The sequence below is a fragment of the Chlamydiota bacterium genome (assembly GCA_012729785.1).
In the GTDB taxonomy this organism is placed as follows: domain Bacteria; phylum Auribacterota; class Tritonobacteria; order UBA1439; family UBA1439; genus UBA1439.
The window spans coordinates 1-25,236 of sequence record JAAYCL010000021.1 but is presented as its reverse complement, the minus strand read 5'-3'; the positions used below and the strand labels follow the sequence as shown (position 1 = coordinate 25,236).

The following is a 25,236-nucleotide window of genomic DNA, read 5'->3' as shown; positions in this document are numbered from 1 at the left end:
GCGGCTGCGCCGTCAGCGCCGCCGCGCCTCTTGCGCCTTCCTGCGCCGCTTCTGGCTGGGCTTCTCGTAGTGCCGGTGCTTTTTGACCTGCTTCATGATGCCCTCTTTATCCACCTTCTTCTTGAGGCGTTTGAGGGCCTTCTCCACCGACTCGTTCGCCCTGAGTATGATCTTTGGCAAATGCAATCCTCCTTGTCCTCAGTACAGGTTGAAACTGACCGGCCAGCAGAATGTGAGCCGCACGCAGTCGATCTCCTCCGGGAAGGCGGGAAAGTGCCTCGCCGCCTTCCGCAGCCCCGCGACCAGTTCCTGCTCGAAGCCGCCGCAGCGGGGGGGCAGCTCGACCGACTCGAGGCTGCCGTCCTTGCGCAGGCTGAAGCGGATCTGCAGCCTCGCCTCTCGCCCGCCCATCCGCGCGGGGTCCGGGTACGCGATCCGACTCTCCCGGTCGAGTATCGCCTCGAGCCGCGCCTTGTAGCGGCAGACCGCCTCGGAGAACTCGGCGTCCGGCGAATCGCCCTCGTCGAGCAGCGGACGCAGCGTCTCCTGCACCGAGGCGCGCAACACCTCGCCGGTCCCCCGCATCGCCGACGCCACCGGCCGCGCCGGCTCCCGCGCGGCGACCTGTTCCTCCGCCGGAACGGTCAGGGCAGCCAGCGCCTCCGTTTCGATCTCCCCCGTCGCGGCGGCCGGCGACAACCGCGTCACCGCCTCCACGTAGCGGAGCTCGAGCCCGGGCGGGAGCGAACAGTCGCTCCCCCCCGCGCCGGGGATGCCGACATGCGCGACGACCGCCGTGTGCAGCCCCGCGGAGAGCAGCAGTCCCAAGAGAAAAAACCTATCCACCGTTCCTCCCCCCGCTCGCGACGGCCGGCGGGCGAACGCCGCACCCCGCACGCCGACAGCAGTGTACAAGAAGCTGCGCGGGAAAGGCAATCAAAAACGGAACGTGGAAATGCGGGGGACGCCGCGACGCCGCGACGCGCCCCGAGGAGGCGGCAACCGGCCTCTCAAAACCCCTTCTCCTCGAGAGACGCGGCGGTGAGACCGCCGCCGGAAGGCGGCTGCGCGTATTTCCCGAGGATGTCGGTTTCGAGGTTGACTTTCGCGCCGGGCCGGAGCCGTCCGAGCGTGGTGCGCTCGAGCGTCGCGGGGATGCAGTGGACGTCGAAGCGGCGGCCGCGGACCCGGGCGACGGTGAGGCTCACCCCGTCCACCGCGACGGATCCCCTCGGCACGAGGCCCGGGGCGAGTCCCGGGGGCGCCGCGATGCGCAGCACCAGATCGCCCCCCTCGGTCCGGCGCGATTCGACGACTCCCGTGCCGTCGACGTGGCCGAGCACGAAGTGCCCCCCCATCCTATCCCCCGCCCGCAGGGCCCGCTCGAGGTTGACGGCCGATCCCGGCGTAAGGGCGCCGAGCGTCGTCACCTCCCACGTCCTCCCGAGCAGATCCGCGACCAGCCGCCCCCGCGTGGATTTCGCCGGAGGGGCGTCGATGTGGACCACGGTGAGGCAGACGCCGTTCACGGCGATGCTCGCCCCCGGCGCGATCCCCTCGAGCGTCAGACGGGCGCGGATGGCGATACGCCGCCCCGCGGGGGCGGACTCGATCCGCTCCACGACGCCGATCTCCTCGACCAGTCCGGTAAACACGGCATCGCCCCTTGCAGGTGCCTCGTTCAGCGCCAGGCGCGCGGCGGATGCAGGCGCGCCTCGAGCATCAGGTCGAGTCCGACAGGCGTCGCCTCGATGCGCCCGAGGCGCAGGGCGTCGGCGATCCGCCTGACCCCCCTGCCGCCCACGGGCGTCGGGGCGCCGCGCCCCCCGATGAGCAGGGGGGCGACGAACGCGACGTACCGGTCGGCGACCCCCGCCTCGATCACCGAGGCGATGGTCTCGCCGCCTCCCTCCACCAGCACGGACATGATCCCCATCCGGCCGAGCAGGCGCCAGAGCGCCCGTATGGAAACCCGCCCGCCTTTGGCCGGGCACCGCAGCACCCGCGCGCCGCGCGCCTCGATTTTCGCGACGCGCGCGGGAGACGCGGCGCGGGTCACCGCCACGATGGTCTTCTCCGCCGCCGCGGGCCTCAGCACGCGGGAGTGGAGCGGGATGTTCGCCCCCGAGTCCAGGATCACCCTCCAGGGGATTTTTCCCCGCCGGCCCGCGGGGCGCGCAGTCAGGGAGGGATCGTCGCGCGCGACGGTCGTCCTCCCGACCAGGACCGCATCGGCCTCCATCCGCAGGTCGTGGGCGCGGGCCCTCGCCGCGGGCCCGCTGATCCAGCGGGCCCGGCCGCCGACCGCGGCGATCTTGCCGTCGAGGCTCATCGCGCACTTGACGACGGTGAACGGGAGCCCGGTGGCGACGTAGGAGGCGAAATCCTCGTTGAGCGCGGCCGCCTCCGCCGCGAGGAGCCCCACCGCCACCCGTATCCCCCGGCGCCGGAGCAGCCGGAACCCCCGCCCGCGGTGGCGCGGGTTCGGGTCGCGACCCGCCGCGACGACCGCCGCGATGCCGGCGCGGCTGATCGCGTCGGTGCACGGAGGGGTGCGCCCCCAGGTGCAGCACGGTTCCAGGGTGACGTACATCGTGGCGCCGCGGGCCGCGGCGCCGGCCTTCCGCAGCGCCACGACCTCGGCGTGCGGCGCCCCCGGCCGGCGGTGCCACCCCTCTCCGACGACCGCCCCGCGCCGCACGATCACCGCGCCGACCGCGGGGTTCGGGCTCGTGAATCCCTTGCCCCGGCGCGCCAGGGCGAGCGCCCTCCGCATATGCCGCTCAGGGCCGCGCGCGGCGTCCCGGGGCGGCGGCTCAGGGATTCCCATCGCGCAACGCGTCCTTGTGGATGCGGTCGAGGATGCCGTTGACGAACGCGCCCGAGTCGGGGGTGGAGTACTTCTTGGCGATGTCGACCGCCTCGTTGATGATCACGGCCGGGGGCGGCTCGCCGCCGGACCGCATCTCGTAGACGGCGAGCCTGAGGATGTTCCTGTCGACGGCCGCCATCCGCTCCAGCGTCCAGTTCTTCGCGCAGCCGGCGATCAGCCGGTCGATCTCCCCCCGCGCCGCGCAGGCCCCCTTGACAAGGCCGGACGCGTAGCGGCGCACCTCCTCATCCGCCGGGTGCTCGGCCCAGAACTCCGCCAGCGCCCGCTCGGGATCCTCGTGGGAGATCTCTATCCCGTAGAGGCACTGGAGCGCGAACTCGCGCGATCGTCGGCGGGAACCCATCGGTCAGCCCTCCTCCCGCCGCGGGCGCACGCCGCGCCGGCACCCGCCGCCGCTTACAGTCTCTTGCACAGGTTCACCATCTCCACGGCGGCCTCCGCCGCGTCCTTGCCCCTGTTGCCCGCCTTGGTGCCCGCGCGCTCGACCGCCTGTTCGATCGTGTCGGCGGTGATGATTCCGTAGATGACGGGAAGCCCCGACTCGATCCCCGCCGCCGCGATCCCCTTGGAGACCTCGGCGCTCACATAGTCGAAGTGCGGGGTGGCGCCCCGGATCAGCGCCCCGAGGCATATCACCGCGTCGTGCTTCTTGCCGCGCGCGAGCCGGGCGGCCGCGAAGGGGATCTCGAACGCCCCCGGCACCCAGACGACCGAGAGCTCCTCGTCCTTGACCCCGTGGCGCAGGAGCGTGTCCGTGCACCCCTCGAGAAGCTTCGAGGTGATGAACTCGTTGAACCGGCTCACCACGATCGCGTACCGCGCCCCCTTGCTCACCAGGTCGCCGCTGTAGACCTTCGGCATCTCCTCCTCCTTCCCTCCCCCGTGCGCCGCGCCGGGCGCCCGCCGACGCGTCGTTCGCCCTCCCCGAACCGGCGTCAGAGCATGTGTCCCATCTTGTCCCGCTTCGTGCGCAGGTACTCCTCGTTGTGGGCGGTGGCCCCCACCCTGATCGGGACCCGCTCCGACACCTCCAGCCCGTACCCTTCGAGCCCCACGATCTTACGCGGGTTGTTCGTGAGGAGCCGGATCCGCCCGAGGCCCAAATCCGCGAGGATCTGCGCCCCGATCCCGTAGTCGCGCGGATCGGGCGCGAACCCGAGGTGCTCGTTCGCCTCGACCGTGTCGAGCCCCCCGTCCTGGAGCGCGTACGCCTTGAGCTTGTTGACGAGGCCTATCCCGCGCCCCTCCTGCCGCATGTACAGGAGCACGCCGCACTCCTCCCCCGCGATCCGCTGCAAGGCGGCGCGCAGCTGCGCGCCGCAGTCGCAGCGGAGGGAGTTGAAGACGTCGCCGGTGAGGCATTCCGAGTGCACGCGGACGAGCACGTCGCGCCGCCCCGACACCTCGCCCCGCACCAGGGCGAGGTGGTGCGCGCCGTCCAGGACGCACTCGTAGAGGCGGAGATCGAACGGCCCCCACGGCGTGGGGAGGGGGGTGCGGGTGGTGCACTGCACCTGCTTCTCGCGCCGCATCCGGTAGCGGATCAGCGCGTCGACGGTCACCACCGTCATCTTGAAGCGCTCCGCGATCCGCAGCAGGACGGGCAGCTTGGCCATCGTGCCGTCCTCGGCCAGTATCTCGCAGAGCATCCCGGCCGGATACAGCCCGGCCAGGCGCGCGAGGTCGACGCTCGCCTCGGTGTGCCCCGCGCGCCGGAGCACCCCTCCGTCCCTGGCCCTGAGCGGGAAGATATGGCCGGGGCGGGCGAACTCGTCCGGGCCCCGCTCCGGGTCGGCGAAGGCGCGGACGGTCGCCGCCCTGTCGAAGGCGGAGATGCCGGTCGTCGTCCCGTGTTTGAGATCGATCGACTCCGTGAACGGCGTGCCGAAGAGCGAGGTGTTGTGCTGCGCCATCGGCTTCAAACCGAGGGCGTCGATGCGTTCCCCCGGCGCGGAGACGCAGATCAGCCCGCGGCCGTGCGTGGCCATCAGATTCACCGCCTCCGGCGTGGCCTTCTCCGCGGCCATGACGAAGTCGCCCTCGTTCTCCCGGTCCTCGTCGTCGGTGACGATGACGATCCGTCCGTCGGCGATCGCCCGCAGCGCGTCCTCAACGGTGCCCAACATCTCCGTCCCCCTCCCGCACGGCACAAAAAAATCCCGAAGACATACGTCTTCAGGACATGCGGGGGCGCGAGCCCCTCTCCGATCCTCTTCCATCCGGACTGTCACCGTCGGCCCCGGAGTTTCACCGGGTCGGCCCGTCCATGCGGGACGGACTTGCGGGCTGTACCGCCGGTGGGGAATCGCACCCCGCCCTGAAGATCAAAAGGAGTATACCAGATCGCCGCCCGGGGGGACAAGGGCGGAAAAGGATTGGCGTACCCTGCGGTGTGCGCGGCGCGGGGGGGTCGTACAGGACGCGGGCATGCGGAAGGGGACCCTCTCCGGTTCGATCGCGCAAGGAGGAGAGAGGATTCCGCCACGCCGGCGAGAGGCGGCGCGCCGGAGTTCGGTTCGAGGAGGCGCGGCCCCGGTCTTCCGGGAGGGGCTTCGAAAAGCCCCTCCCGAAGAAGGCACCGGGGCGCGAGGCGGTTATTTCGGGACCTTGTTCAGCGGTATCCCGAGCGCCTTCGCCACCCCCTTGCCGTAGGCCGGATCGGCCTTCAGGCAGTGGCCGATATGCCGCACCTTGATCTCCATCGGGGCGTCGGCCATCGCCCGGGCCGTGTTGCCGAAGAGGGCCCTCTGCTGCGCGGGGCTCATCAGGCGGAACAGCTTCCCCGGCTGGCTGAAGTAGTCCTCGTCGGTCCGGTGGTTCCAATGGTCGGCGGCCCCCTCGAGACTCAGCGGCGGCTCGGCGAACTCCGGCTGCTCGCGCCACTCGCCGTAGCTGTTGGGCTCGTAGGCGAGCGTGCCGCCGTGATTGCCGTCCACCCGCATCGCGCCGTCCCGGTGGTAACTGTGGAACGGACAGCGCGGCTTGTTGACCGGGATCAGGTGGTGGTTCGCGCCGAGCCGGTAGAGCTGCGCGTCGTGGTAGGAGAAGAGGCGCCCCTGGAGCATCTTGTCCGGCGAGAACCCGATGCCGGGGACGATGTTGGCGGGGTTGAACGCCGCCTGCTCGACCTCGGCGAAGTAGTTCTCGGGATTGCGATTCAGCTCCATCACCCCGACCTCCTTCAGCGGGTAGTCCTTGTGGAACCAGACCTTGGTCAGGTCGAACGGGTTGTAGGGGAACGTCGCCGCGTCCTTCTCGGGCATCAGCTGGATGCAGAGCTTCCAGCGGGGGAACCGCTTGTTCTCGATCGCCTCGTACAGGTCCCGCCCGTGGCTCTCGCGGTCCTTGCCGACGAGCGCCTCCGCCTCCGCGTCGGTCAGATTCTTGATCCCCTGCTGGCAGACCCAGTGGAACTTGACCCAGTGGCGCTCGTTTCGGGCGTTGATGAAACTGAAGGTGTGGCTGCCGAAGCCGTGCATGTGCCGGAATGAGGCGGGGAGCCCCCTGTCGCTCATGGTGATGGTGACCTGGTGCAGCGCCTCCGGGAGCGAGGTCCAGAAGTCCCAGTTGTTCTTCGCGCTGCGCAGGCCGGTGCGCGGGTCGCGCTTGACGGCGTGGTTGAGGTCGGGGAACTTCATCGGGTCGCGCAGGAAGAAGACCGGGGTGTTGTTCCCGACGAGATCCCAGTTCCCCTGCTCGGTGTAGAACCTGACGGCGAACCCCCTGATGTCCCGCTCCGCGTCCGCCGCGCCCCGTTCCCCCGCCACCGTGGAGAATCGGACGAACAGCTCGGTCTTCTTCCCGACCTTGGAGAAGAGCTTCGCCTTCGTGTAGCCGGTGATGTCGCGGGTGACGGTGAAGGTCCCGTAGGCCCCCCACCCCTTGGCGTGCATGCGCCGCTCGGGAATGACCTCCCTGTCGAAGTGTCCGAGCTTCTCCAGGTACCAGACATCCTGCAGCAGGGCGGGACCGCGCGGACCGGCGGTCATGATGTTCTGGTTGTCGACGACCGGCGCCCCCGCGTTGGTGGTGAGCCGGGCTTTTTGTCTCTTCGCGGGCTTCTTCACGATCCCCCCTTTCCTCTGCCGGGCCGCACACGGGCCCTGTAAAGCATCTCGATGGGGTCAGTATAGCGGAAGAAATATCCGCAGGCAAGCTGTCATGTACTAATTATCATTAATCGGATTTAGGGCAGGGCAATTGCCCCTCGGCGGCGGGCCGGCATCGGCCGCGGCCGGGTGAGAAGCCGGGAGAGCGACGGCGTGCGGCCCGTGCTCCGCGCGCGGGGAGAGAAAGGCGAGCGTCCACGCCGCGCCGAAAAGCGCCGCGGCGCACCGCCGGACCCGGGTCCGCCTCATCGGAGCCCCCCGAAAGCCGCTCGCGCGGCACGGGCCCGGCTCTGCGGACGGTCCCGCGCCGCTACACCGCCTTCGCTGAGGCGGCCTTGCGCTTCTTGGCCGCCCGCTTCAGATACTTCCGCCTGCGCTGCCGTTTTTCCGAAACACGATGTGGCTTCGACATATCCCCTCCGTTGACCGCGAGGCGGCGCGTCAGCGATCGGTGCGGGAGGCCCCCGCCTCGCCGAAGAACAGCGCCGTCTCCCGCTCCGCGTCCTCGGCGCTCGAGGAGCCGTGGACCAGGTTGCGCTCGACGTGCGCGGGGTCGATCCCGTAGTCCCCGCGCACCGTCCCCTTTCGGGCCCGCGCCGGGTTCTTGTCGCCGATAAACGCCCGCACGCGACCCACGATGTCGCCGTTTCCCTCGATGAGGCAGAGGATCAACTCCCCGCTGGCGATGAACGCCGCGTTCCGTTCGAAGAACGGCTTGCCTCGGTGCTCCCGGTACAGCTCCTCGACCTCGGCGCGGCTGAGCCGCCGCTGTTCTCGGCGGGTGACGGTGAACCCCGCCGCGACGACCCTGCCGAGGATCTCCTCTCCGAGCCCGCGCTGCACCGCATCCGGCTTGATGATAAGAAGCGTCCTGCCCATTTCCCGGCGCCCTCCGGCCTTCGTTTCGGCGTAGTGTACCACGGAAGCGGCGTTCGATGGAAGGGGGCGCCGCGCAGGCCGCCCGAACCTCGACCCTGTTCCTTTCGCAGGTCTTGACGGGTCGGAGCGCCTCGTGTGCGCGACGCACCGCCTCGGCGGAAGGGGGGCCGCCCCACTCCCCGGAGGCGGTGAAGACGCCGACGCCGTCCTTGTCGCGGGGGGGATGCGCCGACCGCGAAGCGGCGGCGGCCCGGGCGAAACGGAGGGGCCATCGCGCAGATCTCGGAAATGCGCGGGCGATCGGCATGAATCGGCGGATCTGTCCGGGCAAGGCATCGGGGTGCGGAGAGGCCGGCCTGCCGATCGCCTTCGATGCGCATCGCGGCGGAGGAGGCGCAGGCGACGGGGGTCTCGCGGAAACGGTCGAGCCGGATCGCGTCGGCCTTTCAAACGGGAACGGGGCCGATCGTCTCCACGGCGCCGACGGGGATCGGCGGGGAGATGCTACGGGGCTGCGTTTCGGGCCACATCGACGGGCCCCGGCCTCTTCCGCCCCCGCGGCCTGTTCAGCGCAGTTTCGACAGAACGATCCGCTCCGCTTCCAGCCAGTCGGCCATGTCGCGGCCGTGGAAGTACCCCCTCCGCGCGTAGAGCTCGTACGCGATCTTCTGTATCTCCCGCTCCAGTTCACGCGGGCTGAGCCGCGGGCGCGCGGGCGCCTTCTTCTTCGGGGCCTTCGCCGCCTTCTTCTTCGGGGCCTTCGCGGGGGCCTTCGCACGGACCGTACGCTTCGCCGCCTTCTTCACCGCCGCAATCTTCCTTGCCATTGTGGCCGTTCCTTTCCGGTCGCGGCGTTTCCCGCCGCGCCTTTTTCGCCATGATATATGAACAGGGGTATGCCTTCAAGGGGGACACGGCCCGACCGGGCGCGGTTTCCCTCCCCGCCCCCCCGCCGCCCTGTTACAATGGGCCCATGGCGCGGCTTCTGATGCTCCTGGTGCTCGCGGTCTGGGTGCGGCGGTACCTCGCCGCCCTCCTCGCGCCGCGCCAGGACCTGTTGCGCGACCCGGCGCTGCGGGAGCCGCTCGCGGACCCGCCGCTCGTCTCGGTGCTCGTGGCGGCGCGCAACGAGGATCGCTGCATAGGCCGCTGCCTGGATTCCCTCCTCGCCCAGAGGCACCCGCGCACCGAGATCATCGTCGCCGACGACGGGTCCGAGGACTCGACGCCGGAGATCCTCCGCGCCCGGTTCCCGTCGGTGCACACGGTGCGGGTGCCGCCCCCGCCGGACGGTTGCGCGGGCAAGAGCCACGCGCTCGCCGTCGCGGCGGGCGCGGCGCGCGGCGACTGGCTCCTCTTCACGGACGCCGATACGGAGCACGGCCCCCACTCGATCGGCGTCCCCCTCGCCTGGGCGATCCGCGAGGGCGTCGGGGCGCTCTCCCTCCTCCCCGCCCCCGCCTGCGAGGGGTTCTGGGAAAAGACCGTCCAGCCGGTCATCGGCATCGCCCTGTTCCTGCTCTTCCCGCTCCGGCGGATCAACCGCGACCGCTCGAGGATGGCGTTCGCCAACGGCCAGTATTTCCTCTTCGAACGCGCCGCCTACGAACGCATCGGGGGGCACGCGGCGGTGCTCTCCTTCCCGCTCGAGGATATCGCCCTGGCGCAGAACGCCAAGCGCGCCGGGGTCCGGTTCCGCCTCCTCCCCGGCCGCGCCCTGCTGCGGTGCCGGATGTACTCCTCGCTCCGCTCCCTCCGCGCCGGCTGGGAGCGGATCTTCTTCCTCGTCTTCAGCGACCTCATCTGGGCGCTGCCGGTCGTGGCACTGGCGGCCGCCCTCCTCTCGTTCCTCCCCTACCTCGCCCTCCCGCGGTGGCCCCGCCTCGCCCTCGCCCAGCTCGTGGCGATGCACCTGGCCGCCGAACGCGGGTACGCCTTCATCGGCGCGGACCGGCGTTTCGTGTTCGTCCATCCGCTCGGCGCCGCGGTGCTCATCGGGATCCTCGCGGGGGCGTTTTGGAAGAAGATCGGGGGGAGGGGCGTGCGCTGGAAGGGAAGACGGTACCGGTCGCAGCCGTTCCTGCTGCGGTAGCGAGAAGGAGGCGGATCCGATGCCCTATCCCGTCAGGGTTGTGCAGGTGAGTTCGGGGAGGTTCATCGCCTACTGCGATGAACCCAGATGCAGCGCCGGGGCCCCGACACGCCAGGAGGCCCTCGACAAGGTCAGGGAGGAGATCCGGTACCGGCTCGAGTACTGCCCGTGCAGCAGCGTCAAGGATGAGGATCTCGAGATCGAGGTCGTGGAGGGGTGACCCTCCAGGTCAACCCGTCACCGGATCGAGAACTCCGCGGTGACGAGCGCCTTGACGCACTTGACGACCGATCCGGTGTCGTAGACCCCGTAGTCCGACACCGCGGTGGAGTACTCCGGGGTGATCTGGAAGACCCCCTGGCTCGCGGAACGGAGCGCGCCGACCTCGCACCCGCTGTGTAGGGCGAGCTGCTCTGCTCTCGTCTTCGCGTCTTTCGTGGCCTCGCCGAGCATGGCGATCTTCAGGTCGTTCAGCTTGGTGTAGTAGTAGCTCGGCGGCAGGGAGGAGAACTCGATCCCGTCCTTGATGAGGCCGGTGGAGTCCCGCGCGAGGCGCGTGACGAGCGGGATGTCGCCGGAACTCACCCGCACCGTCTGCTCCAACACGAACCCCTCGATGCGGTTCGTGACCGCCCCCTTCTCGGTCATGCCGTACCTGATATCGGTGGAGACGGAGGAGACCGCCACCCCCTCCCGCGGGACGCCGCCGCGTTCGAGGTAGGCGAGGACCGCGTCCAGGTCCGCGCGGATCTTCTCGTAGGCGGCGGTGAGCCCCGGCGCCCGCGCCGTGAAGCGCGCCTCCCAGACCGCCCAGTCGGAGACGATCCTTCTCTCCGACGCGCCTTTCACCCGGATGGTGCGGTCCGCGGACCGCACCCGCTCGAAGCTTCTCGACGCCGTGATCGCGGACGCCGTCATTCCCGCCGCGAGCATCGCGCCGAGGAGCGCCATGCCCCACCCGTTCCCCCTCCCCGCCGAGTTCATGCCGCCGCTCCCCCGTCGCCAACCCCGCCGGCAGTCTCGCACGGCGGGAGGCGGCGCGCAAGCGGAATCGGCCCGAGGCGGACGAAAGGCGGGGTCAGGGGACGACGCGCCGGATCGCCACCCCGCCGCGGTCGTAGATCGTCTCGAGGAACGGCGCTTCCTCGAGCGCGAACGGCCCCCGCATCCGCTCGAAGGTCCCGTAGTAGACGTACCGGATCCCCTGCGCCTTCAGGAATTCTTTCTTCTCCTCCATGCGCCCGGGCGCGTGGAGGACCCAGTCGGCGATCCGGCGTTTCTCCTCGAAACGCAGCGTCTCGGACCAGTGCCCGACGTAGGTCCGGTTGCCGGTGTAGGCCGGGATGTAGAGGCCGCTCTTGTAGGAGGAGAGCACGGCGGCGTCCTCGTTGTGCCGTTCCATCATCCACCGCATCGCCTCGACGTCGCCCCGGTAGAGGTGGAATTCAAGCGGGTTCGTCCGCATCTCGTGGACGCAGATGGCGATCTTCACAAGGTTGGCCGGCGCGGTCGCGATGACGATCGCCGCGAGGAAGGCCGCCTCGACCCGCGGCCCCCACCAGGCCGCGCACCGCCGCCGGAGCGCCGGGAGGACGGCGCGGAAGACAAAGAGCGTTGCGAGAAGGCAGACGGCGACGTGCACGCCGGTGGAGAGGCGCCGCTGGAACGAGAGCGGGGCGTAGAGGAGCGCCGCGACGGCGATCGTCCACAAGGCGGGGAGCCACTCGCGGAGCCCCCCCCGGCGCGCGATCCAAACGATCTCGGGGAGGGCGAGGAGGAGGGGCAGGCCGTACCCGATCAGATAGCTCAGCGGGTGCGGCGAGATGAACCGCTCCTTGGACCACTCGACGAACACCGGCTCCGTCCTGAACAGCCAGACCATATAGGCGAAGGCGGGGAGCGCCGTGGCCGCGGTAAGCGCTCCCGCCGCGACGGCTCGGCCGGCCGCCTCCCGGAAGCGCAGGACGGCGGCGAGGGCGCAGGCGGCGACGACCGCCGCGACGACGACGACCTCGACCGGGTGGACGAGACTGAGGGCGAGGGCGGCGAGGCCGGCGCCGATCCCGCGCAAAACCGTGCGGCCCTCGCACGCCCTGATGAACAGGCCGAACGCCAGCAGCATCAGCAGCGCGGTCGCGGCCTTCTGCGGCACGGAGAGCATCGTCTCGAAGGTGATCGTCTCGCCGATCCAGTAGTCGATCGGGATGATGTTCCGGCTCTCGACCGGCGAGCGCGAGGCGAGGGCGAGCCAGCGCCGGTAGGGCATCAGCCAGCAGAAGCCCGACGAGAGGGCGCAGAGCGCGAAGGCGAAGAGGCGCGCGCGCCGGTCCGCGGTGAAGAGCGAGGCGAACCAATAGACGACGCGCAGGAGGAGAATGGCGTAAAGGGCGATGGCCGCGTAGTAGACCTGGAGCGGCGTCGCCCCGGTGATGCGCGCGGCCCGGCCGAGGATCAACGTGAAGGGGTTGAACCAGGCGCGCGCCTGGGGCTCGAGCGTGTGGTCGCGGCAGGTATGGAGCTTGCCCTCCGCCGCCTGCTGAATGTAGGAGAGGTAGACGTTCTGGTCGTACGGGTGGTCGGCGAAGCCCATGAAGACCATCCCCGGCGGCGCGTTGAGGTACCCCCAGATGTACGGGGCGAAGACGAGCGCCAGCGTCGCCGCGGCGATCAGCCGCGCCGCGAGTGCCGTGCGGTCGCGCGCCGCCGGCGCGCCCCCCGTCGCCTTCCCTCGCCCGTCCGGATCCGTTTTCACGTCCACCCTCATACCCTCATACCCTCGCATTCTCGCACCCCTGCGCCTTCACACCTTCCCGCCTTCACACCTTCACTCGGTCCTCTCCGCGCCCCCTGCCTCTCCGCCCGTCCCTCCAGAAGCCCCTCCCTCTCCAGAAAGTCGACCGCCGCCCCGGCGACGAGGCGGTGCCCGAGCCGGTTCCAGTGCCCCACCCGCCGGTGCTGCACCGGCCGCAGCCCGTCCGTGAGCGCGGGGCGGAGGTCGAGGTGCGGTATCCCCTCGCGGCGGCAGAAGCGCGCCAGGAACGGGGAGTATTCCGACGGGACGTCGGCGATGACGAAGCGCGCCCCGTGTTCCGCGCAGAGGCGGTGCATCCGGGAGAGGAGTCGTTTCGTGAGGCCCATCCTCGCATCGAGGACCTCCTCGTCCTCCCGTCCTTCTTCCCCTCCCCCCCTCCGCGCCGGGTGCGTGAGCCGGAACGAGATCCAGTTGTGAAGGTGCGACCGGGCGAGGACCCGGTCGCGGAATCCCTCCCACCCCCCGCGCGGCGGCGGGCCGCCGTAGGTCTTGGCGAGCGCCGCCTTCCGGGCCCAGTAGACGGCGTCGCGCGGGACGGGGACGCCGCGGAGTTCCAGCGCGCCGTCACGCTCCTCGAACCACGGCTTCGGCTGCATCCTGTCGATGAGACGCGCGTTGTTCCCCTCCGCCACGTCGTTCCGGTCGAAGAGGAGCAGGACGAGCTCGGGGCCATAGGCGAGCCCCTCCGTCTCCAGGACGAGGAGCTCCTGGTCCGTCGAGTAGCCCGCCTGCGCGAGGTTGAGCACCTCCCAACCCGGGAGCATCCTTTCCATGCGGTCGGAGAACCGCTCCTCCGCCTCGACGCCCCACCCCCACGCGGTGGAATCGCCCAAAACGACGATCCGGCGCTTCCCGGCCTTCTCCCTCGCGTGATCCCGGTCCCGGAAGCCGCGTTGGTTGTTGCGGATCCGGTGGCTGAAATCCGGGAGCGTGAAGACGGTGTCGAGATTCGGAACGCCCGTCCAGCCGAGGAGCGGGTGGTAGGTGTCGGGGAACGAGTGGATGGCCCGGGAACCGTGCTCGGGGAACGGGGCCAGCAGGCGCAACGCGGCCTCCCCGGCGAAGGCGCACACCGCCAGCGCCCCCAGAACGGCGCCTGCTCTCTTAACCGCCGCGCCCGTCCTTCCCCCGCTCACCGTTCCCCCCTTGTGTATTCAAGCCTCGCCGGGTGCCAGGAAAGGCGGCCTACGTGGTTGGACCGTGCACGACTCGCGGGCGAAGCTCGAAGAGGCGCAGCGCGCCCCCGCGGTACGACGCCACCGGGACGAAGATGAATTGCTTCTCCATCGCCACCCGCACTCCGGCCCATTGGTGATAGGTGAACCCGTCCATGAAGATTCTTCTCCCCTTCGCCGCCGCGGCCGCCAGATACGCCGGATCATCCATGGCCGTCGAGAGCGGGAGCTTCCGGTGCCTGACGTACTCGATATCCCGGGACGTCGGGACGTAGACCCGCTGCGTCTCCTTGACGAAGTAGTGCGTCACGAACACCCCGTCGATCCCGGAGATCAGGATGGCATCAGGCGGGGCGATGCGGTCGAGCAGCTCGATCCCCTCGTGCCAGCCCCACGGAAATTCCGGGCGGGAGAAGTGTCCGCCTGCGAACGGCAAGGCGCATCCCCAGGCGGTGAGGGCGAACAGCGCCGCCGCGGGAAGGCGCAGCAGCACCGGGAAGGCGCCGGGGCCTCGGCATGCCTCCGCGAGAAGGAGGACGCCGCGCGCGGCAAGGATGCAGACGAGCGGCACGATCGGGAGGAGGAACTTGGACATCTGGAAACTGTAGAAGAGGAGGACGAGGACCACCGATCCGGCAAGCGTCGACGCGATGAGCGCGAAGAGGCGCGCACCGCGCCCGGCCGCTCGTGCGGCGGGGAAGAAAAGCGCCGCGGCCGCGGCGGCGAGGAGCGGCGCGTTCACCCACGGGGCGAGGGGGAAGAGGAGCGCGCATGCCGTTGCCGCGGCCGCCAGAACGCCGATCGGCAACGCCGCCCACCGGCGCGTCGGAACGATCCCGGCCGCCGCCCCCGCGGCAGCGAAGGGAAGAACGGTCAAGAAATACGGCGCGAAGAGCGTGGGCCAGCTCCTGCCGAGGAAATGCCAGACGAAGAACCCGAGGTTCCCCCTCCCGTCCCCGCGCTCCGAGACCGCCGTGTTCCTCCAGGCGTAGGCAAGGGAGAAGTTGCGCTGCCCCTGACCCCATCGCGCCCAGTAGTCGTAGCCGCTGCGGAACGGATTCCCGAAGGCGACGGCGTTGCAGACAAGCACGGGGGAGAAACCGGCCGCGAACCCCGCGAGCGCCCAGAGAAGCGGCGCGGGGAAACGCCGCCGGCCGCCGCAGGCGCCGCAGAGGGACGCCGCGGCGAGCGGGACAACGGTGAGACCGCTCAGCAGGTGCACCGCGGCTGAAAAGCCGCACAGCGCCCCCGCCGCGGCCCAGGGCCCCGGCCGCGTGTCATTTCGCGCCGCCGCCTGCCAGGCCAGCCAGAGCCCGGCGACGATGAACGCGTTGGAGACCATGTCGCTGATCAGGACCTGGCTGTACCCGACTGAGGAAGGCGCGACGGCGAGGAGGAGCGACGCGAGAAGGGCGATCCTCCTCCCGAACACGCTCCGGGCGAAGAGGTAGACCAGGAGAATCGTCGCGAGAGCGAACAGGTGCACCAGGTGGACCGCCTGGTGCAGCGCGGCGTTTGTCGCGAGGTAAAAGACGGCCAAAATCAGCGGGAAGCCGCACGGGTACTGGAGCGGAAGCTTCAGGTCGTTGATGTAGATCCAGAGCCCGCGGCCGCGGGCGAGGTTCCAGCCGCCGACGGCGTACTGCGCGTTGTCGGGCACGATGGCGAGATCGCGCAGGGAGGATGCGTCCGTGAAGCGGAGGACCGCCGCGAGCGAGATCACCGCGGCGACGGATAGCCATTCAAGGGCGCGTTTCATCGGGTGCGCCGATAGTATACCCGAAGACGCCGCGTCGGGGCTCCTTTTCCGCGCGGCCGGCGGAAGCTCCGCTTCCCCGCGGCGCAGGGTCGCGGAGAATGCCCCCCTCCGGCGCGCCGCGTCGGGGCCGCTTCCCGCCGCTGCGTGCGGGGATCGCGCCGTCCCGCGCGCCGCGGATCTTCCAGGGGATCGCTCCGCTGCCGTGCGATCCGCCGCCGCGACGGCGTCCCGATCCCCCCCGACAGCCACGGGACGCTCTTCGCGCGCCCGGCTATCCGCGCCTCGCGGATGCGTTCGAATCGGGGTTCGTCATCCGGGCCCCCCTCTCGCGGGCGGGCGGGGGGACGCGCTTCGCCTTCTCATTCCGTGGAAACAGCCGGAGTCCCGGATGCGGGGTGCAGCCGCGCCCCCGCCTCTTCGAGCATCCGCACGAGCTCGTCGTTCCCCTGCTCGTTCGCGATGGCGAGGGCGACGTTCTCCCCGTTCACCCGCGCGTTCACGTCCGCGCCATTCTCGATGAGGAGCCGGGCGATCTCGTTCCTCCCCGCGTGCGCGGCGATCATCAGCGGCGTGCTCCCGTGCGCGTTCCGGGCGTTCACGTCCGCCCCGTGCGCGATGAGCGTCTCCGCGAACTGCCGGTTCCCGATGAAGACCGCCTTCATGAGCGGGGTGGACCCGTCCGCATCCCGCACGTCGACATCCACCGAAAACGGCGCCGCGCCCCGCGACGCCGCGCACCCGCACAGCGCCAGGCACGTTGTCAGCACCGCCGCCCTTCTCATCGTTCCCCCGCATTTCTGAAAACGCGAAACGAGAAACCGGAAACGCCGATCGCCGTCATCCCGCCGACCTGTCCTCCGTCTGGTGGGCGGGAAGCCGGGATCAGGACGGAAAACACGAAGGGAGGGCCGCCGGCCCTCCCCTATTCTTTCACTGTCCCCACTGTCCCGACTGTCCTTGCTCTCCCGACTGTCCCTGGAAACAAGAAACTGCGCGCCACCGACTGAAGTAATGGAGCCAACGATCGGAATCGAACCGATAACCTGCGCATTACGAATGCGCTGCTCTGCCAGTTGAGCTACGTTGGCTCGCGAGATCATTCCTCCGCCGCAACCGTCCGGAGGCCGCTTTTAAAATACTATACCATCCCTTCCCTCGGGGTTCAACGTTTTCCGGGGATTTTCCGGGGATTTTGAACGGGTCACCCGGACAACACGATGTGCGATTGCGAGGGAGCTGCGCAGCTGTACAAAACACTGGTGCGCCCCGATCCTATTCGGCCTCGATATGTTCCGCTTGGTCATCAGCCGAGCCCTGCCCCCGGTCCTTTCCGCGCCACTCTGATTCGACCAGGGCCTTGAGCTTCACCAGGTCCTTCTGCGCTTGCCGGGCGATGGATCTGCGCATGAACGGCAATAGGAGACGGAGAAGAAGGGGCTTACCTGAACCAGCCCATCGCACGTCGACTCGAGTGGCCCCGCTGATCGGCGTAAGGATCGTCTCCACGTGCGCCTCGATCGCATCCCCTGTGACCCTGGACACGTATCTCCGATTCGGCTCTGCCTGAAGCAGTTCATCCTCCATGACATAGCGCCTGGCGCCCTGTCGGTAGTGGAGACGTGCCCTGGAGCCGACCAGGCCGGGAGGCCTTGCGAGGATCTCAAACTTTTCCAGGGCTGTGGTCCATAAGACGGCCTTGTCGGCGTCGAGCAAGACCGAGGCAACGTCTTCTGGAGGCCTGTCGATCCGGACTGATGCACGGACCGTGACGCTCACCTGCCCCCTCCGTGAGAAGCCGTATGCCATGGATGCCTAACGCGAAGCCCGGCCGCAGCGTTTGTGCCCGGGAAGTAAAGTTTGACCCCGGCGCTGTCGCCCGGGTGCCATCGGGACCGGCCCGACGACGGATCATCGCCGCGGACGGCCGGGGAGGCAGGAGCGGAGCGCGCGCAGGAACTCCTTCGGCGGTGCCGCCTTCGGGACGTAGGCGACCGCCCCCGCGGCGCGGAATCCCTCCCCGATCGGCGAATCGCTGTCGTGCATGGAGAGGCCGAGGACCTTTACGCGCGGCCACCTCTTCGCGATGATGCGCGTCGCCTCGATGCCGTCCATGACCGGCAGCCGGGCGTCCATGATGACGATGTCCGGGGAGTGCCGCTCCACGCACATGATCGCCTCGCGCCCGTTGTCGGCTTCGGCGACGATCCGGTAGCCGTCCTCCATCTCGATCATTTGCCGCAACCCCTCCCGCACCGTGAGGTGGTCGTCGGCGAGGACGATACGGACGGGCGAGCCCCGTCGCGGCCGGCGGGGACGCCGCCCGGCCGCGCGACGTTCGCCGCCCGGCGCGCGCTCGGCCGCGCCCCCCTGCGCGGCGGCCGGGGCCTCCCGCGTCAGCGGGAGCGAGAGGAGGACGCGTGTCCCGCGCTTCGGGACCGACCCCACGGAGAGCGTGCCCCCGAGCAGTTCGGCGCGCTCCCGTATGCTGAAGAGGCCGAACCCGCCGTCGCCGCCCGGCGGCGGGAGGGCGGCGGGGTCGAACCCCTTCCCCCGGTCCCGCACCTCGAGCAGGAGATTGCCCGAGGAGCGCCGCAGGGAGAGGGCGGCCCTTCGCGCCCCGGCGTGCTTCGCCACGTTTATGAGCAGCTCCCGGGCGGAGGTGAAGACGAACAGGAGGAGCGGCTCCGGCATCCGGGGGAGGCGGCGGTCCGTCCGCAGCGCGACCGACAGGCCGTGGCGCGTGCGCATGATGCTCGCGAGCCAAACAAACGCCGAAACGGGGTCCCGGTGCAGCAGGACGGGAGGCGCGAGGTTGCTCATCATGGAGCGCGCCAGGTCGAGCGTCTCGCCCAGCGTCTTGTCGAGGCCGTCGAGCTGATTCCGCCACGTTCCACGCTCCCCCGCGAGCAGCTTCTGCACCTGCATCCGGGCGCCGACAAGGAGCTGCTGCATCCCGTCGTGGATCAGGTCCGCGAGTCGCCGGCGCTCGCGGTGCTCGGCCATGCTCAGCGCCGAGGCGAGCTCCGCGAGCTGGCGGGTCCTCCTCTCGAGCTCCTGCTCGGCCTGCTTGCGCGCGGTGATATCCTGCGAAACGCCCAACACGCGGACGAGCGCGCCGCCCCGGACGATGACGCGCTTCCCTTTCCCGTGGATCCAATGGTAGCGGCCGTCGAGCATGCGCACGCGGTATTCGCAGTCGTACGGCTCCTGCATCGTCACCGCCCGGTGGATGGCGGCGCGGATGCGGTCCCGGTCGTCGGGATGCACCAACGCGATCAGGCCGTCGGTGGTGCAGTACGGCTTCACGTCCGTTCCCCGGGCGAGCGCCGGGACGTTGTCGGAGTAGCGGATGGTATGCGCGCCCACATCCCAATCCCAGGTGACCATCCCGGCGGCATCGAGCGCCATCCGCAGGCGCTCCAGGGCGGCATCTGGAGGGACGGCGTCCGCGTCCTTCCCCGCGCGGGCGGAGCGCGCTGGCGATCTATGTTTCTTCTTCACGGTTGTGAGCACGCCTCCTGCAGGGGGCGACGCGCGTGACGGGCGCGGGCTTGCTGCGCTTGGAGCGCCCTCCGGCCCACGGCCCTCGAGAAAATCAGGTTGTCCGCGGTGGTGATCTGCGCCGACGGCGCGTGATACCAGTTTCCGGGAGTAAACGCCATCCCGCTCCGGGGGCCGCAGCGGCGCATTCGCCGCCCGCGCACAAAGAAAGACCGTAGCCAGAAGAGATGCTCCGTACTGCCCCATCGTCTCCTGACTGCGGCCTCACGACCACAGACTACCCTCACCTCTTTAAGTAGTATCGCACGCATCGACGGCGCAGTCAATGCATACAGCAGAACAGCAGCAGCGTCAGACCCCGACTCTTCGCGACTCTTCGCGGGTATCTAGTATCCCTGTCATTTCCTTTTGTCGTAGATTCCGATATGGCAATCCAAACACTCCCATGCCGGGTCGTCGCCGGTCACGCAACATCCCCCGAGCATGACGCGCCCCGCGGCCACGTCGGCTTCCAGTTCCTTGGAGAAGGCGGGGTAACCGTAGAGGATGTCCGCGATCCTCCGCGAGCCGCATGCGGGGCATCTATCGGGCTTGTGCGGGGATGTGTATCTCATAGTCTGTCATACACCCTCTGCATCAACTCTCTGGCCATCAACTCGTAAGGGCTGCAATTTCATCCATTCTCTTGAGAATAAGAGGAAGCCGTCGTTGGCTCGCCTCATCCGGCAGCAGGTGGCCCTGTATACTGTCTCGGAACTTGGGACTGGCGAGCAAGCGCGTGAATCCATCCCCGATGAACTGACGGCAATCTGATGATTCTGCGATCTCGCTCTTCAAAGTCTCGCGACCGTCCACGATGGTAATGAGGTCTTCAATATCGTGGCTCATCGCATAATCGTCATTGCCTCGGTCCAGGAAAGTATCCAGCTTCGTCGCCATGAGACACGGCGCACTCACGACCCATATCTGCATATCGTCGATTCGTTTCAGCGTTGCCGTCCGGATCGCAATCTCAAACCATCTATCACCAAACTCACCGTGAATGTCTGTCGAGGGCATTACATCCACATGGATGCCATCGACTATCCATCGACACCTCGGCGCCCCCTCGGCACTGTCATTCTTAAAACCGAGCTTGCGGAGTCGTTCCTCAAGCTCCCACAACTTGAGACGTGTTTGGACCTCGATGATTACATCCACGTCCTTCGTCTCTCGGGCTGCAACCAACCCGGGATGATCAAGCAGTAGCGGGACTATCGCGCCGCCGGTGAACACGCATTTGGTGTTCAATGGCTCCAAGCGCCTGGCGACTATCGCCACGGCCTGAAGGTCAATATGGTTTGCCATAGCCCAAACGTTTGGCGATCATCCTTGCCGCCAGTTCCCTCTCACGGGCACGCCCGCCTCTGATTGCGTCAACAAGCACGAGCCATTCGTACAGTCGCGCATCTCTTTTTGCGGCCAGCGGCACGGATTGGTACAACGGCTTGAACTCATATCCAGACTGTGTGCCTTCCGGGTCAGGCCAGACTGGTACGTTCTCCGACGATGACGATGACGCAAACTCCGCGGCCAAGGGTGATGCGGCAAAACTCGTAGGTGTGCCCCGAGTCCTATGGCCAGGCTTGACGGGGTATATGTATTTGAGTCCGTGCAATAAGAATTCGGCAAGGGCCGATTTTACGGGCGATGGTTGTTCCGGATGAATCAGCCCGCTCTGCCGTGCCCTGCGGAACGCCGCATGGGTCTCGGAAGCACTCAACCCTATCTGCTCGCCCATGGCCGCATAACTCCCTGGCCAAGAGGACGACAGCAACTTCAAAACGACTAGTATGTCTTGTGGTTTCATAGCTACCCGGATACGCTATTCGCGAATAGCGAATGACTCAAGTCAAACCTAACATACGACACCCCGGCTTCACAACGTTGCGCCAACCAGTGTTCAATGCTTATACTTTAATCCTCAACTAGATACGCTATTCGCGAATAGCGAATTTGTCAAGGCCGAATTTGATATCGCCTTTGCCATTCAGAAGTAACTGACTCCATCACAACAGATTCCATTCCGGCTTGCCGTGCCTAAGTTCCTTGGAGCTTCCGGACGTACTTCTCCGTGTCGTCCCGAAGGCCCATGGCTCTCCCCTTCCCGCGCCGTTCTGCTCCCACGAAACCCCGGACCTCCAGGAGCAGTTCCTGGCCCTTCAGCGCCGGCGAGAAGGGGCCCTCGCCGATGTTGTCCAGATGCAGTTCGTTCGCGTATTGCTCGGGCTGCCGACTGGTAACAGCACCAGGGTCACCTCAATTGTTGCGATAAATCTGATTCCCGTATCGAGACCAGGTAGAGCCGTCCGAACCATACGTGGTGTTGCCGTACGTCGTCCAGTTCTTGCCTCTATTGTCGTAAATCGTGTTTCCATACCTGGTGTATGAACTGCCGTCATTCCCATAGGTGGTATTGCCGTACGTGCTGTACGTACTTCCATCGCTCCCGTACAGGGTGTTCCCATACCGGCTATAGGAACTGCCGTCGGAACCGTAATACGTGTTGCCGTATTGGGTGTATGTCTGTGCGCTGACAGTGGATAAGGAGAGCATCAGCAGCAGACACGCCACGACTGCCGACATCTTTGCTGCGTGCATGATGGCCTCCTTTCGAGATCAAAACCTTTGGCTCACCCCGCGGCCAATGATGGGTTCCGGCTCAGACGGCACTAACGTCCTCTTTGCTTCCTCGCCCTGATCGCTTTGCTCTAAATGCAACTGGCCCAGTTTTCGGGGGGCAAGTCAAGACGGTTCCATACCTCCGGCGTTATCTTGCCCACGAACAGCGCAAGGGTCACCTCGACTAGTGACTGAACTGCTTCTGGAACTACTCTACCCGCCTCCTGCCCCCACAACAACAATAGCAGTGTAGTATCCGGCGCTCAGTCAATAGTCGAGGTGACCCCGGTTTTTCACCTTGTGCCTAAATCTAGACCAGCTTAGGTCCATTGTAATGCGGTGGTTTTTTTCGCGGATCAGAGCTCATCCACGGCCTTTGAAACACAATGCGCCAATCGTATTGGGGAGTTGCGTAGAAGGTAGAATACCCCTCCCCGGTGAGTAACGTATAATACTTGGCCAGAAGGTGGTCATAGAATTCAAGAGCTTCCTCGATCTGCCGTTTTTTAGGGAACTTCCTTATCTGGCTTAACGGGGCATGATGAGCAATACGCTTATCCACCAAAAGTTTGATTCTGTCTTCAACCTTCTTGAGATCATCCAGATCTCTTTTCACCAGCTTCTCTGATATTCGCGACTTATCCTTAACAGCAACCTCATCAAAAGCATTAAAGGGGTTGAGGATATCTTTGTACCTAGACGCATTGATTCCGCGCCGGCTTTGTAGCATCACATAACTACGACGGCTAACTATATCAGGTCGCCAAGAAATCTCTTGTAGAAGGCGATAGAGGGATATGGATCGTAAGTCTGTATCAGCAAGACGGCGAATCCCGACACAAAAAATGGCGAGGAAATTGTTTTCCGCCCAGTTGAAAAATACTGGCGGGTTAAGAGTCTCTGGATTAGCCTTTATGATCTCGACTAAATCTTTATATATCTGCAAGTCGTGATAAAGGTTAGAAATATCGTCCTTTAACCTGGGCAACCATCTTCTCCATTTTTTGCGAAGCGCATATGCAGGAATAGTCCGGATCGAGTTTCGATATCTTTTCACTTTCATAATATGACATTTAACCTGATCCGGCAGTCGGACGTAATAACCTGATGTTCCCTCAGACGCATAATTGTGCTGTCTTGATTACCGCCTCAAGCTCCGAGAATCCGCTGCGGATGCCGCGAAAAACAAGCTCGACGCGATGAAGGAGTACGTCCCGCCTCAAGCTCCGAGAATCCGCTGCGGATGCCGCGAACGCGAATGTGCGGGTAGTATCATCGTTCTTATTCCGCCTCAAGCTCCGAGAATCCGCTGCGGATGCCGCGGATCCGGGTATGCGCGCCGACGTACGAGGAGCACCGCCTCAAGCTCCGAGAATCCGCTGCGGATGCCGCTCCACTTCAGATTCGCCTCTGTAGGCCCGGCGTACCGCCTCAAGCTCCGAGAATCCGCTGCGGATGCCGCTGATCCATCTCGTGCGGGCGGCCTGGTAGCCTTTCCGCCTCAAGCTCCGAGAATCCGCTGCGGATGCCGCGAGAGCGATATTGCGAGCAGCGGCAGAAGCGGTACCGCCTCAAGCTCCGAGAATCCGCTGCGGATGCCGCATGGGAACAGGATTGAGAAGAAGGGAGGCAAGTCCGCCTCAAGCTCCGAGAATCCGCTGCGGATGCCGCCAATACGCGCGGCGATCTGCGCAACCCGGCGTTTCCGCCTCAAGCTCCGAGAATCCGCTGCGGATGCCGCTCTGTTAGCAACGCAACTGGATCGCCTTCAGTTTCCCGCCTCAAGCTCCGAGAATCCGCTGCGGATGCCGCTCTCGGCCGCCTCGTCCTGGGCGATCCTTCGTGCCCGCCTCAAGCTCCGAGAATCCGCTGCGGATGCCGCATAACTCCTGCTACAATATGCCGATATGCTACAGGCCGCCTCAAGCTCCGAGAATCCGCTGCGGATGCCGCGCGTCTTCCCAAGACGGACTGCCGCAACGCCGGACCCGCCTCAAGCTCCGAGAATCCGCTGCGGATGCCGCTTGTCGCCGTCGTAGACGAGGCGCGACCAGCATTCCGCCTCAAGCTCCGAGAATCCGCTGCGGATGCCGCCACGTTCTCCTTCTCCTCCTCGCCGCACTTTACGCCGCCTCAAGCTCCGAGAATCCGCTGCGGATGCCGCTCTGGCGGCAGTGGCGCGGCATCACGGTCGACTGCCGCCTCAAGCTCCGAGAATCCGCTGCGGATGCCGCGCGTCTCCTTGTACTCGCCGTCCGTGCTGATGTACCGCCTCAAGCTCCGAGAATCCGCTGCGGATGCCGCGCAATCGGCGTCGACCTGAACGCTGCCGCCCTGCTCCGCCTCAAGCTCCGAGAATCCGCTGCGGATGCCGCAGGTCGAACGTCTCCTCGTCGGATACACGCCGGACCGCCTCAAGCTCCGAGAATCCGCTGCGGATGCCGCGTCGGCATGCAAAATCTCCCTTCACCCTATGCAACCGCCTCAAGCTCCGAGAATCCGCTGCGGATGCCGCGGATCGAACGGCTCGTGAACGGCGTCGGGCTCCTCCGCCTCAAGCTCCGAGAATCCGCTGCGGATGCCGCTGAACTCATCACCGTGGACCGCAAGAAGCAATGCCCGCCTCAAGCTCCGAGAATCCGCTGCGGATGCCGCCCATCAAACTCGGCCAAGAGACCGAGAACCTTCAGCCGCCTCAAGCTCCGAGAATCCGCTGCGGATGCCGCGCCTTCCCCTTGACCACATGCTCTCTCATTGCTCCCGCCTCAAGCTCCGAGAATCCGCTGCGGATGCCGCATCATCCTGTCGTGGTGTTGCTGGATGCGCTGCCCGCCTCAAGCTCCGAGAATCCGCTGCGGATGCCGCCTGGTTTTACTACCGCGATGGGTACAGGGCTACAGCCGCCTCAAGCTCCGAGAATCCGCTGCGGATGCCGCTCAATATCGATGCGCTCATCGCGAGGGCCAGGGCCCGCCTCAAGCTCCGAGAATCCGCTGCGGATGCCGCGAAGATATACCCCGAATACGGAGCCGCGATAGCTCCGCCTCAAGCTCCGAGAATCCGCTGCGGATGCCGCCCTCCGTCTGCCCCCACTGCAACGGTGGAGTAGACCGCCTCAAGCTCCGAGAATCCGCTGCGGATGCCGCCGAAAACCTTATCATCCCGGATGATCCGCTCTGCCGCCTCAAGCTCCGAGAATCCGCTGCGGATGCCGCATCTTTTGAAGGACAAACGCAAGGCCGCCAGTATCCGCCTCAAGCTCCGAGAATCCGCTGCGGATGCCGCTGCCCTCATGCTCCTGGTCTGACTTCTGGAATCTCCGCCTCAAGCTCCGAGAATCCGCTGCGGATGCCGC

The 25,236-nt window shown here is 67.0% G+C and carries 22 protein-coding genes, 1 tRNA gene, 1 CRISPR repeat array and 1 riboswitch; of the genes, 2 read left to right on the top strand and 21 right to left on the bottom strand.

Translation table 11 applies throughout. From position 1 onward, the window contains the following. Positions 1-12 precede the first annotated feature (12 nt). The 10 genes from rpsU to GXY35_04510 all read right to left on the bottom strand — a co-directional run bounded on the left by rpsU (position 13) and on the right by GXY35_04510 (position 8,708). Positions 13-180, bottom strand: coding sequence for a 30S ribosomal protein S21 (gene rpsU, locus GXY35_04555; GenBank protein ID NLW93854.1), 168 nt, complete (start codon positions 178-180; stop codon positions 13-15). An 18-nt stretch (positions 181-198) separates the two neighbouring features. After that, positions 199-846: a hypothetical protein gene (locus GXY35_04550; GenBank protein NLW93853.1), complete on the bottom strand. Its 648-nt coding sequence runs from the start codon at positions 844-846 to the stop codon at positions 199-201. A gap of 164 nt (positions 847-1,010) precedes the next feature. Next, positions 1,011-1,655: a riboflavin synthase gene (locus GXY35_04545; GenBank protein NLW93852.1), complete on the bottom strand. Its 645-nt coding sequence runs from the start codon at positions 1,653-1,655 to the stop codon at positions 1,011-1,013. Positions 1,656-1,681: 26 nt separating this feature from the next. Further along, a complete protein-coding gene (gene ribD / locus GXY35_04540) occupies positions 1,682-2,830 on the bottom strand; it encodes a bifunctional diaminohydroxyphosphoribosylaminopyrimidine deaminase/5-amino-6-(5-phosphoribosylamino)uracil reductase RibD (protein NLW93851.1) in 1,149 nt (382 codons plus the stop codon). Then, positions 2,817-3,236, bottom strand: a complete 420-nt coding sequence (gene nusB, locus GXY35_04535; GenBank protein ID NLW93850.1) for a transcription antitermination factor NusB — start codon at positions 3,234-3,236, stop codon at positions 2,817-2,819. Before nusB ends, ribD begins: the two co-directional genes overlap by 14 nt. Before the next feature lie 53 nt (positions 3,237-3,289). Beyond that, complete coding sequence (locus tag GXY35_04530; GenBank protein ID NLW93849.1) at positions 3,290-3,754, bottom strand: 6,7-dimethyl-8-ribityllumazine synthase; 465 nt, start codon at positions 3,752-3,754, stop codon at positions 3,290-3,292. Positions 3,755-3,828: 74 nt separating this feature from the next. Continuing rightward, positions 3,829-5,019 (bottom strand): bifunctional 3,4-dihydroxy-2-butanone-4-phosphate synthase/GTP cyclohydrolase II, encoded by a 1,191-nt coding sequence (locus tag GXY35_04525; protein NLW93848.1) that lies wholly within the window; start codon positions 5,017-5,019, stop codon positions 3,829-3,831. Positions 5,020-5,096: 77 nt separating this feature from the next. Beyond that, positions 5,097-5,222, bottom strand: a riboswitch (FMN riboswitch). Positions 5,223-5,487: 265 nt separating this feature from the next. Next, on the bottom strand, positions 5,488-6,960 hold the full coding sequence (locus GXY35_04520) for a catalase (protein NLW93847.1): 1,473 nt from the start codon (positions 6,958-6,960) through the stop codon (positions 5,488-5,490). Positions 6,961-7,443: 483 nt separating this feature from the next. Further along, a complete protein-coding gene (locus GXY35_04515; protein NLW93846.1) occupies positions 7,444-7,881 on the bottom strand; it encodes a nucleoside-diphosphate kinase in 438 nt (145 codons plus the stop codon). Positions 7,882-8,447: 566 nt separating this feature from the next. Continuing rightward, positions 8,448-8,708, bottom strand: a complete 261-nt coding sequence (locus GXY35_04510; GenBank protein NLW93845.1) for a DUF2934 domain-containing protein — start codon at positions 8,706-8,708, stop codon at positions 8,448-8,450. Between the two features lie 146 nt (positions 8,709-8,854). Between GXY35_04510 and GXY35_04505 the strand changes: the two genes are divergently transcribed. Continuing rightward, on the top strand, positions 8,855-9,973 hold the full coding sequence (locus tag GXY35_04505; GenBank protein NLW93844.1) for a glycosyltransferase: 1,119 nt from the start codon (positions 8,855-8,857) through the stop codon (positions 9,971-9,973). A gap of 19 nt (positions 9,974-9,992) precedes the next feature. Further along, positions 9,993-10,193, top strand: coding sequence for a hypothetical protein (locus tag GXY35_04500; GenBank protein ID NLW93843.1), 201 nt, complete (start codon positions 9,993-9,995; stop codon positions 10,191-10,193). 17 nt (positions 10,194-10,210) lie between these two features. Here the strand turns inward: GXY35_04500 and GXY35_04495 are convergent, their stop codons facing one another. The 11 genes from GXY35_04495 to GXY35_04445 form a co-directional block, all read right to left on the bottom strand. After that, on the bottom strand, positions 10,211-10,957 hold the full coding sequence (locus tag GXY35_04495; protein ID NLW93842.1) for an SIMPL domain-containing protein: 747 nt from the start codon (positions 10,955-10,957) through the stop codon (positions 10,211-10,213). A gap of 94 nt (positions 10,958-11,051) precedes the next feature. After that, the gene (locus GXY35_04490) at positions 11,052-12,731 is read right to left on the bottom strand and encodes a hypothetical protein (protein NLW93841.1); all 1,680 of its coding nucleotides are present in this window, start codon (positions 12,729-12,731) and stop codon (positions 11,052-11,054) included. A 2-nt stretch (positions 12,732-12,733) separates the two neighbouring features. Further along, positions 12,734-13,921 carry a hypothetical protein gene (locus GXY35_04485; GenBank protein NLW93840.1) on the bottom strand — a complete coding sequence of 396 codons (1,188 nt, stop codon included), beginning with the start codon at positions 13,919-13,921 and terminating at the stop codon, positions 12,734-12,736. Between the two features lie 49 nt (positions 13,922-13,970). Next, positions 13,971-15,719, bottom strand: a complete 1,749-nt coding sequence (locus tag GXY35_04480; GenBank protein ID NLW93839.1) for a hypothetical protein — start codon at positions 15,717-15,719, stop codon at positions 13,971-13,973. Positions 15,720-16,078: 359 nt separating this feature from the next. Further along, positions 16,079-16,501, bottom strand: coding sequence for an ankyrin repeat domain-containing protein (locus tag GXY35_04475; GenBank protein NLW93838.1), 423 nt, complete (start codon positions 16,499-16,501; stop codon positions 16,079-16,081). A gap of 230 nt (positions 16,502-16,731) precedes the next feature. Then, positions 16,732-16,807 (bottom strand) — tRNA-Thr (locus GXY35_04470). Between the two features lie 184 nt (positions 16,808-16,991). After that, positions 16,992-17,495, bottom strand: a complete 504-nt coding sequence (locus GXY35_04465) for a hypothetical protein (protein NLW93837.1) — start codon at positions 17,493-17,495, stop codon at positions 16,992-16,994. A 132-nt stretch (positions 17,496-17,627) separates the two neighbouring features. After that, the gene (locus GXY35_04460) at positions 17,628-19,220 is read right to left on the bottom strand and encodes a response regulator (protein ID NLW93836.1); all 1,593 of its coding nucleotides are present in this window, start codon (positions 19,218-19,220) and stop codon (positions 17,628-17,630) included. A 398-nt stretch (positions 19,221-19,618) separates the two neighbouring features. Then, a complete protein-coding gene (locus GXY35_04455) occupies positions 19,619-19,834 on the bottom strand; it encodes a hypothetical protein (GenBank protein NLW93835.1) in 216 nt (71 codons plus the stop codon). Between the two features lie 37 nt (positions 19,835-19,871). Beyond that, positions 19,872-20,567 (bottom strand): hypothetical protein, encoded by a 696-nt coding sequence (locus GXY35_04450; GenBank protein NLW93834.1) that lies wholly within the window; start codon positions 20,565-20,567, stop codon positions 19,872-19,874. Between the two features lie 1,624 nt (positions 20,568-22,191). Then, entirely contained in the window at positions 22,192-22,944 is a 753-nt protein-coding gene (locus GXY35_04445; GenBank protein ID NLW93833.1) for a hypothetical protein, read from the bottom strand. Between the two features lie 81 nt (positions 22,945-23,025). Further along, a CRISPR array of direct repeats spans positions 23,026-25,236; the repeat unit is 36 nt; unit sequence CCGCCTCAAGCTCCGAGAATCCGCTGCGGATGCCGC.

Excerpts from the sequence above, each read along its gene's own strand:
- ribD (NLW93851.1), bottom strand. The coding sequence starts at position 2,830 with ATGGGAATCCCTGAGCCGCCGCCCCGGGACGCCGCGCGCGGCCCTGAG.
- nusB (NLW93850.1), bottom strand. The coding sequence starts at position 3,236 with ATGGGTTCCCGCCGACGATCGCGCGAGTTCGCGCTCCAGTGCCTCTAC.
- GXY35_04530 (NLW93849.1), bottom strand. The coding sequence starts at position 3,754 with ATGCCGAAGGTCTACAGCGGCGACCTGGTGAGCAAGGGGGCGCGGTAC.
- GXY35_04525 (NLW93848.1), bottom strand. The coding sequence starts at position 5,019 with ATGTTGGGCACCGTTGAGGACGCGCTGCGGGCGATCGCCGACGGACGG.
- GXY35_04515 (NLW93846.1), bottom strand. The coding sequence starts at position 7,881 with ATGGGCAGGACGCTTCTTATCATCAAGCCGGATGCGGTGCAGCGCGGG.
- GXY35_04510 (NLW93845.1), bottom strand. The coding sequence starts at position 8,708 with ATGGCAAGGAAGATTGCGGCGGTGAAGAAGGCGGCGAAGCGTACGGTC.
- GXY35_04505 (NLW93844.1), top strand. The coding sequence starts at position 8,855 with ATGGCGCGGCTTCTGATGCTCCTGGTGCTCGCGGTCTGGGTGCGGCGG.
- GXY35_04500 (NLW93843.1), top strand. The coding sequence starts at position 9,993 with ATGCCCTATCCCGTCAGGGTTGTGCAGGTGAGTTCGGGGAGGTTCATC.
- GXY35_04495 (NLW93842.1), bottom strand. The coding sequence starts at position 10,957 with ATGAACTCGGCGGGGAGGGGGAACGGGTGGGGCATGGCGCTCCTCGGC.
- GXY35_04480 (NLW93839.1), bottom strand. The coding sequence starts at position 15,719 with ATGAAACGCGCCCTTGAATGGCTATCCGTCGCCGCGGTGATCTCGCTC.
- GXY35_04475 (NLW93838.1), bottom strand. The coding sequence starts at position 16,501 with ATGAGAAGGGCGGCGGTGCTGACAACGTGCCTGGCGCTGTGCGGGTGC.
- GXY35_04455 (NLW93835.1), bottom strand. The coding sequence starts at position 19,834 with ATGAGATACACATCCCCGCACAAGCCCGATAGATGCCCCGCATGCGGC.
- GXY35_04450 (NLW93834.1), bottom strand. The coding sequence starts at position 20,567 with ATGGCAAACCATATTGACCTTCAGGCCGTGGCGATAGTCGCCAGGCGC.
- GXY35_04445 (NLW93833.1), bottom strand. The coding sequence starts at position 22,944 with ATGAAAGTGAAAAGATATCGAAACTCGATCCGGACTATTCCTGCATAT.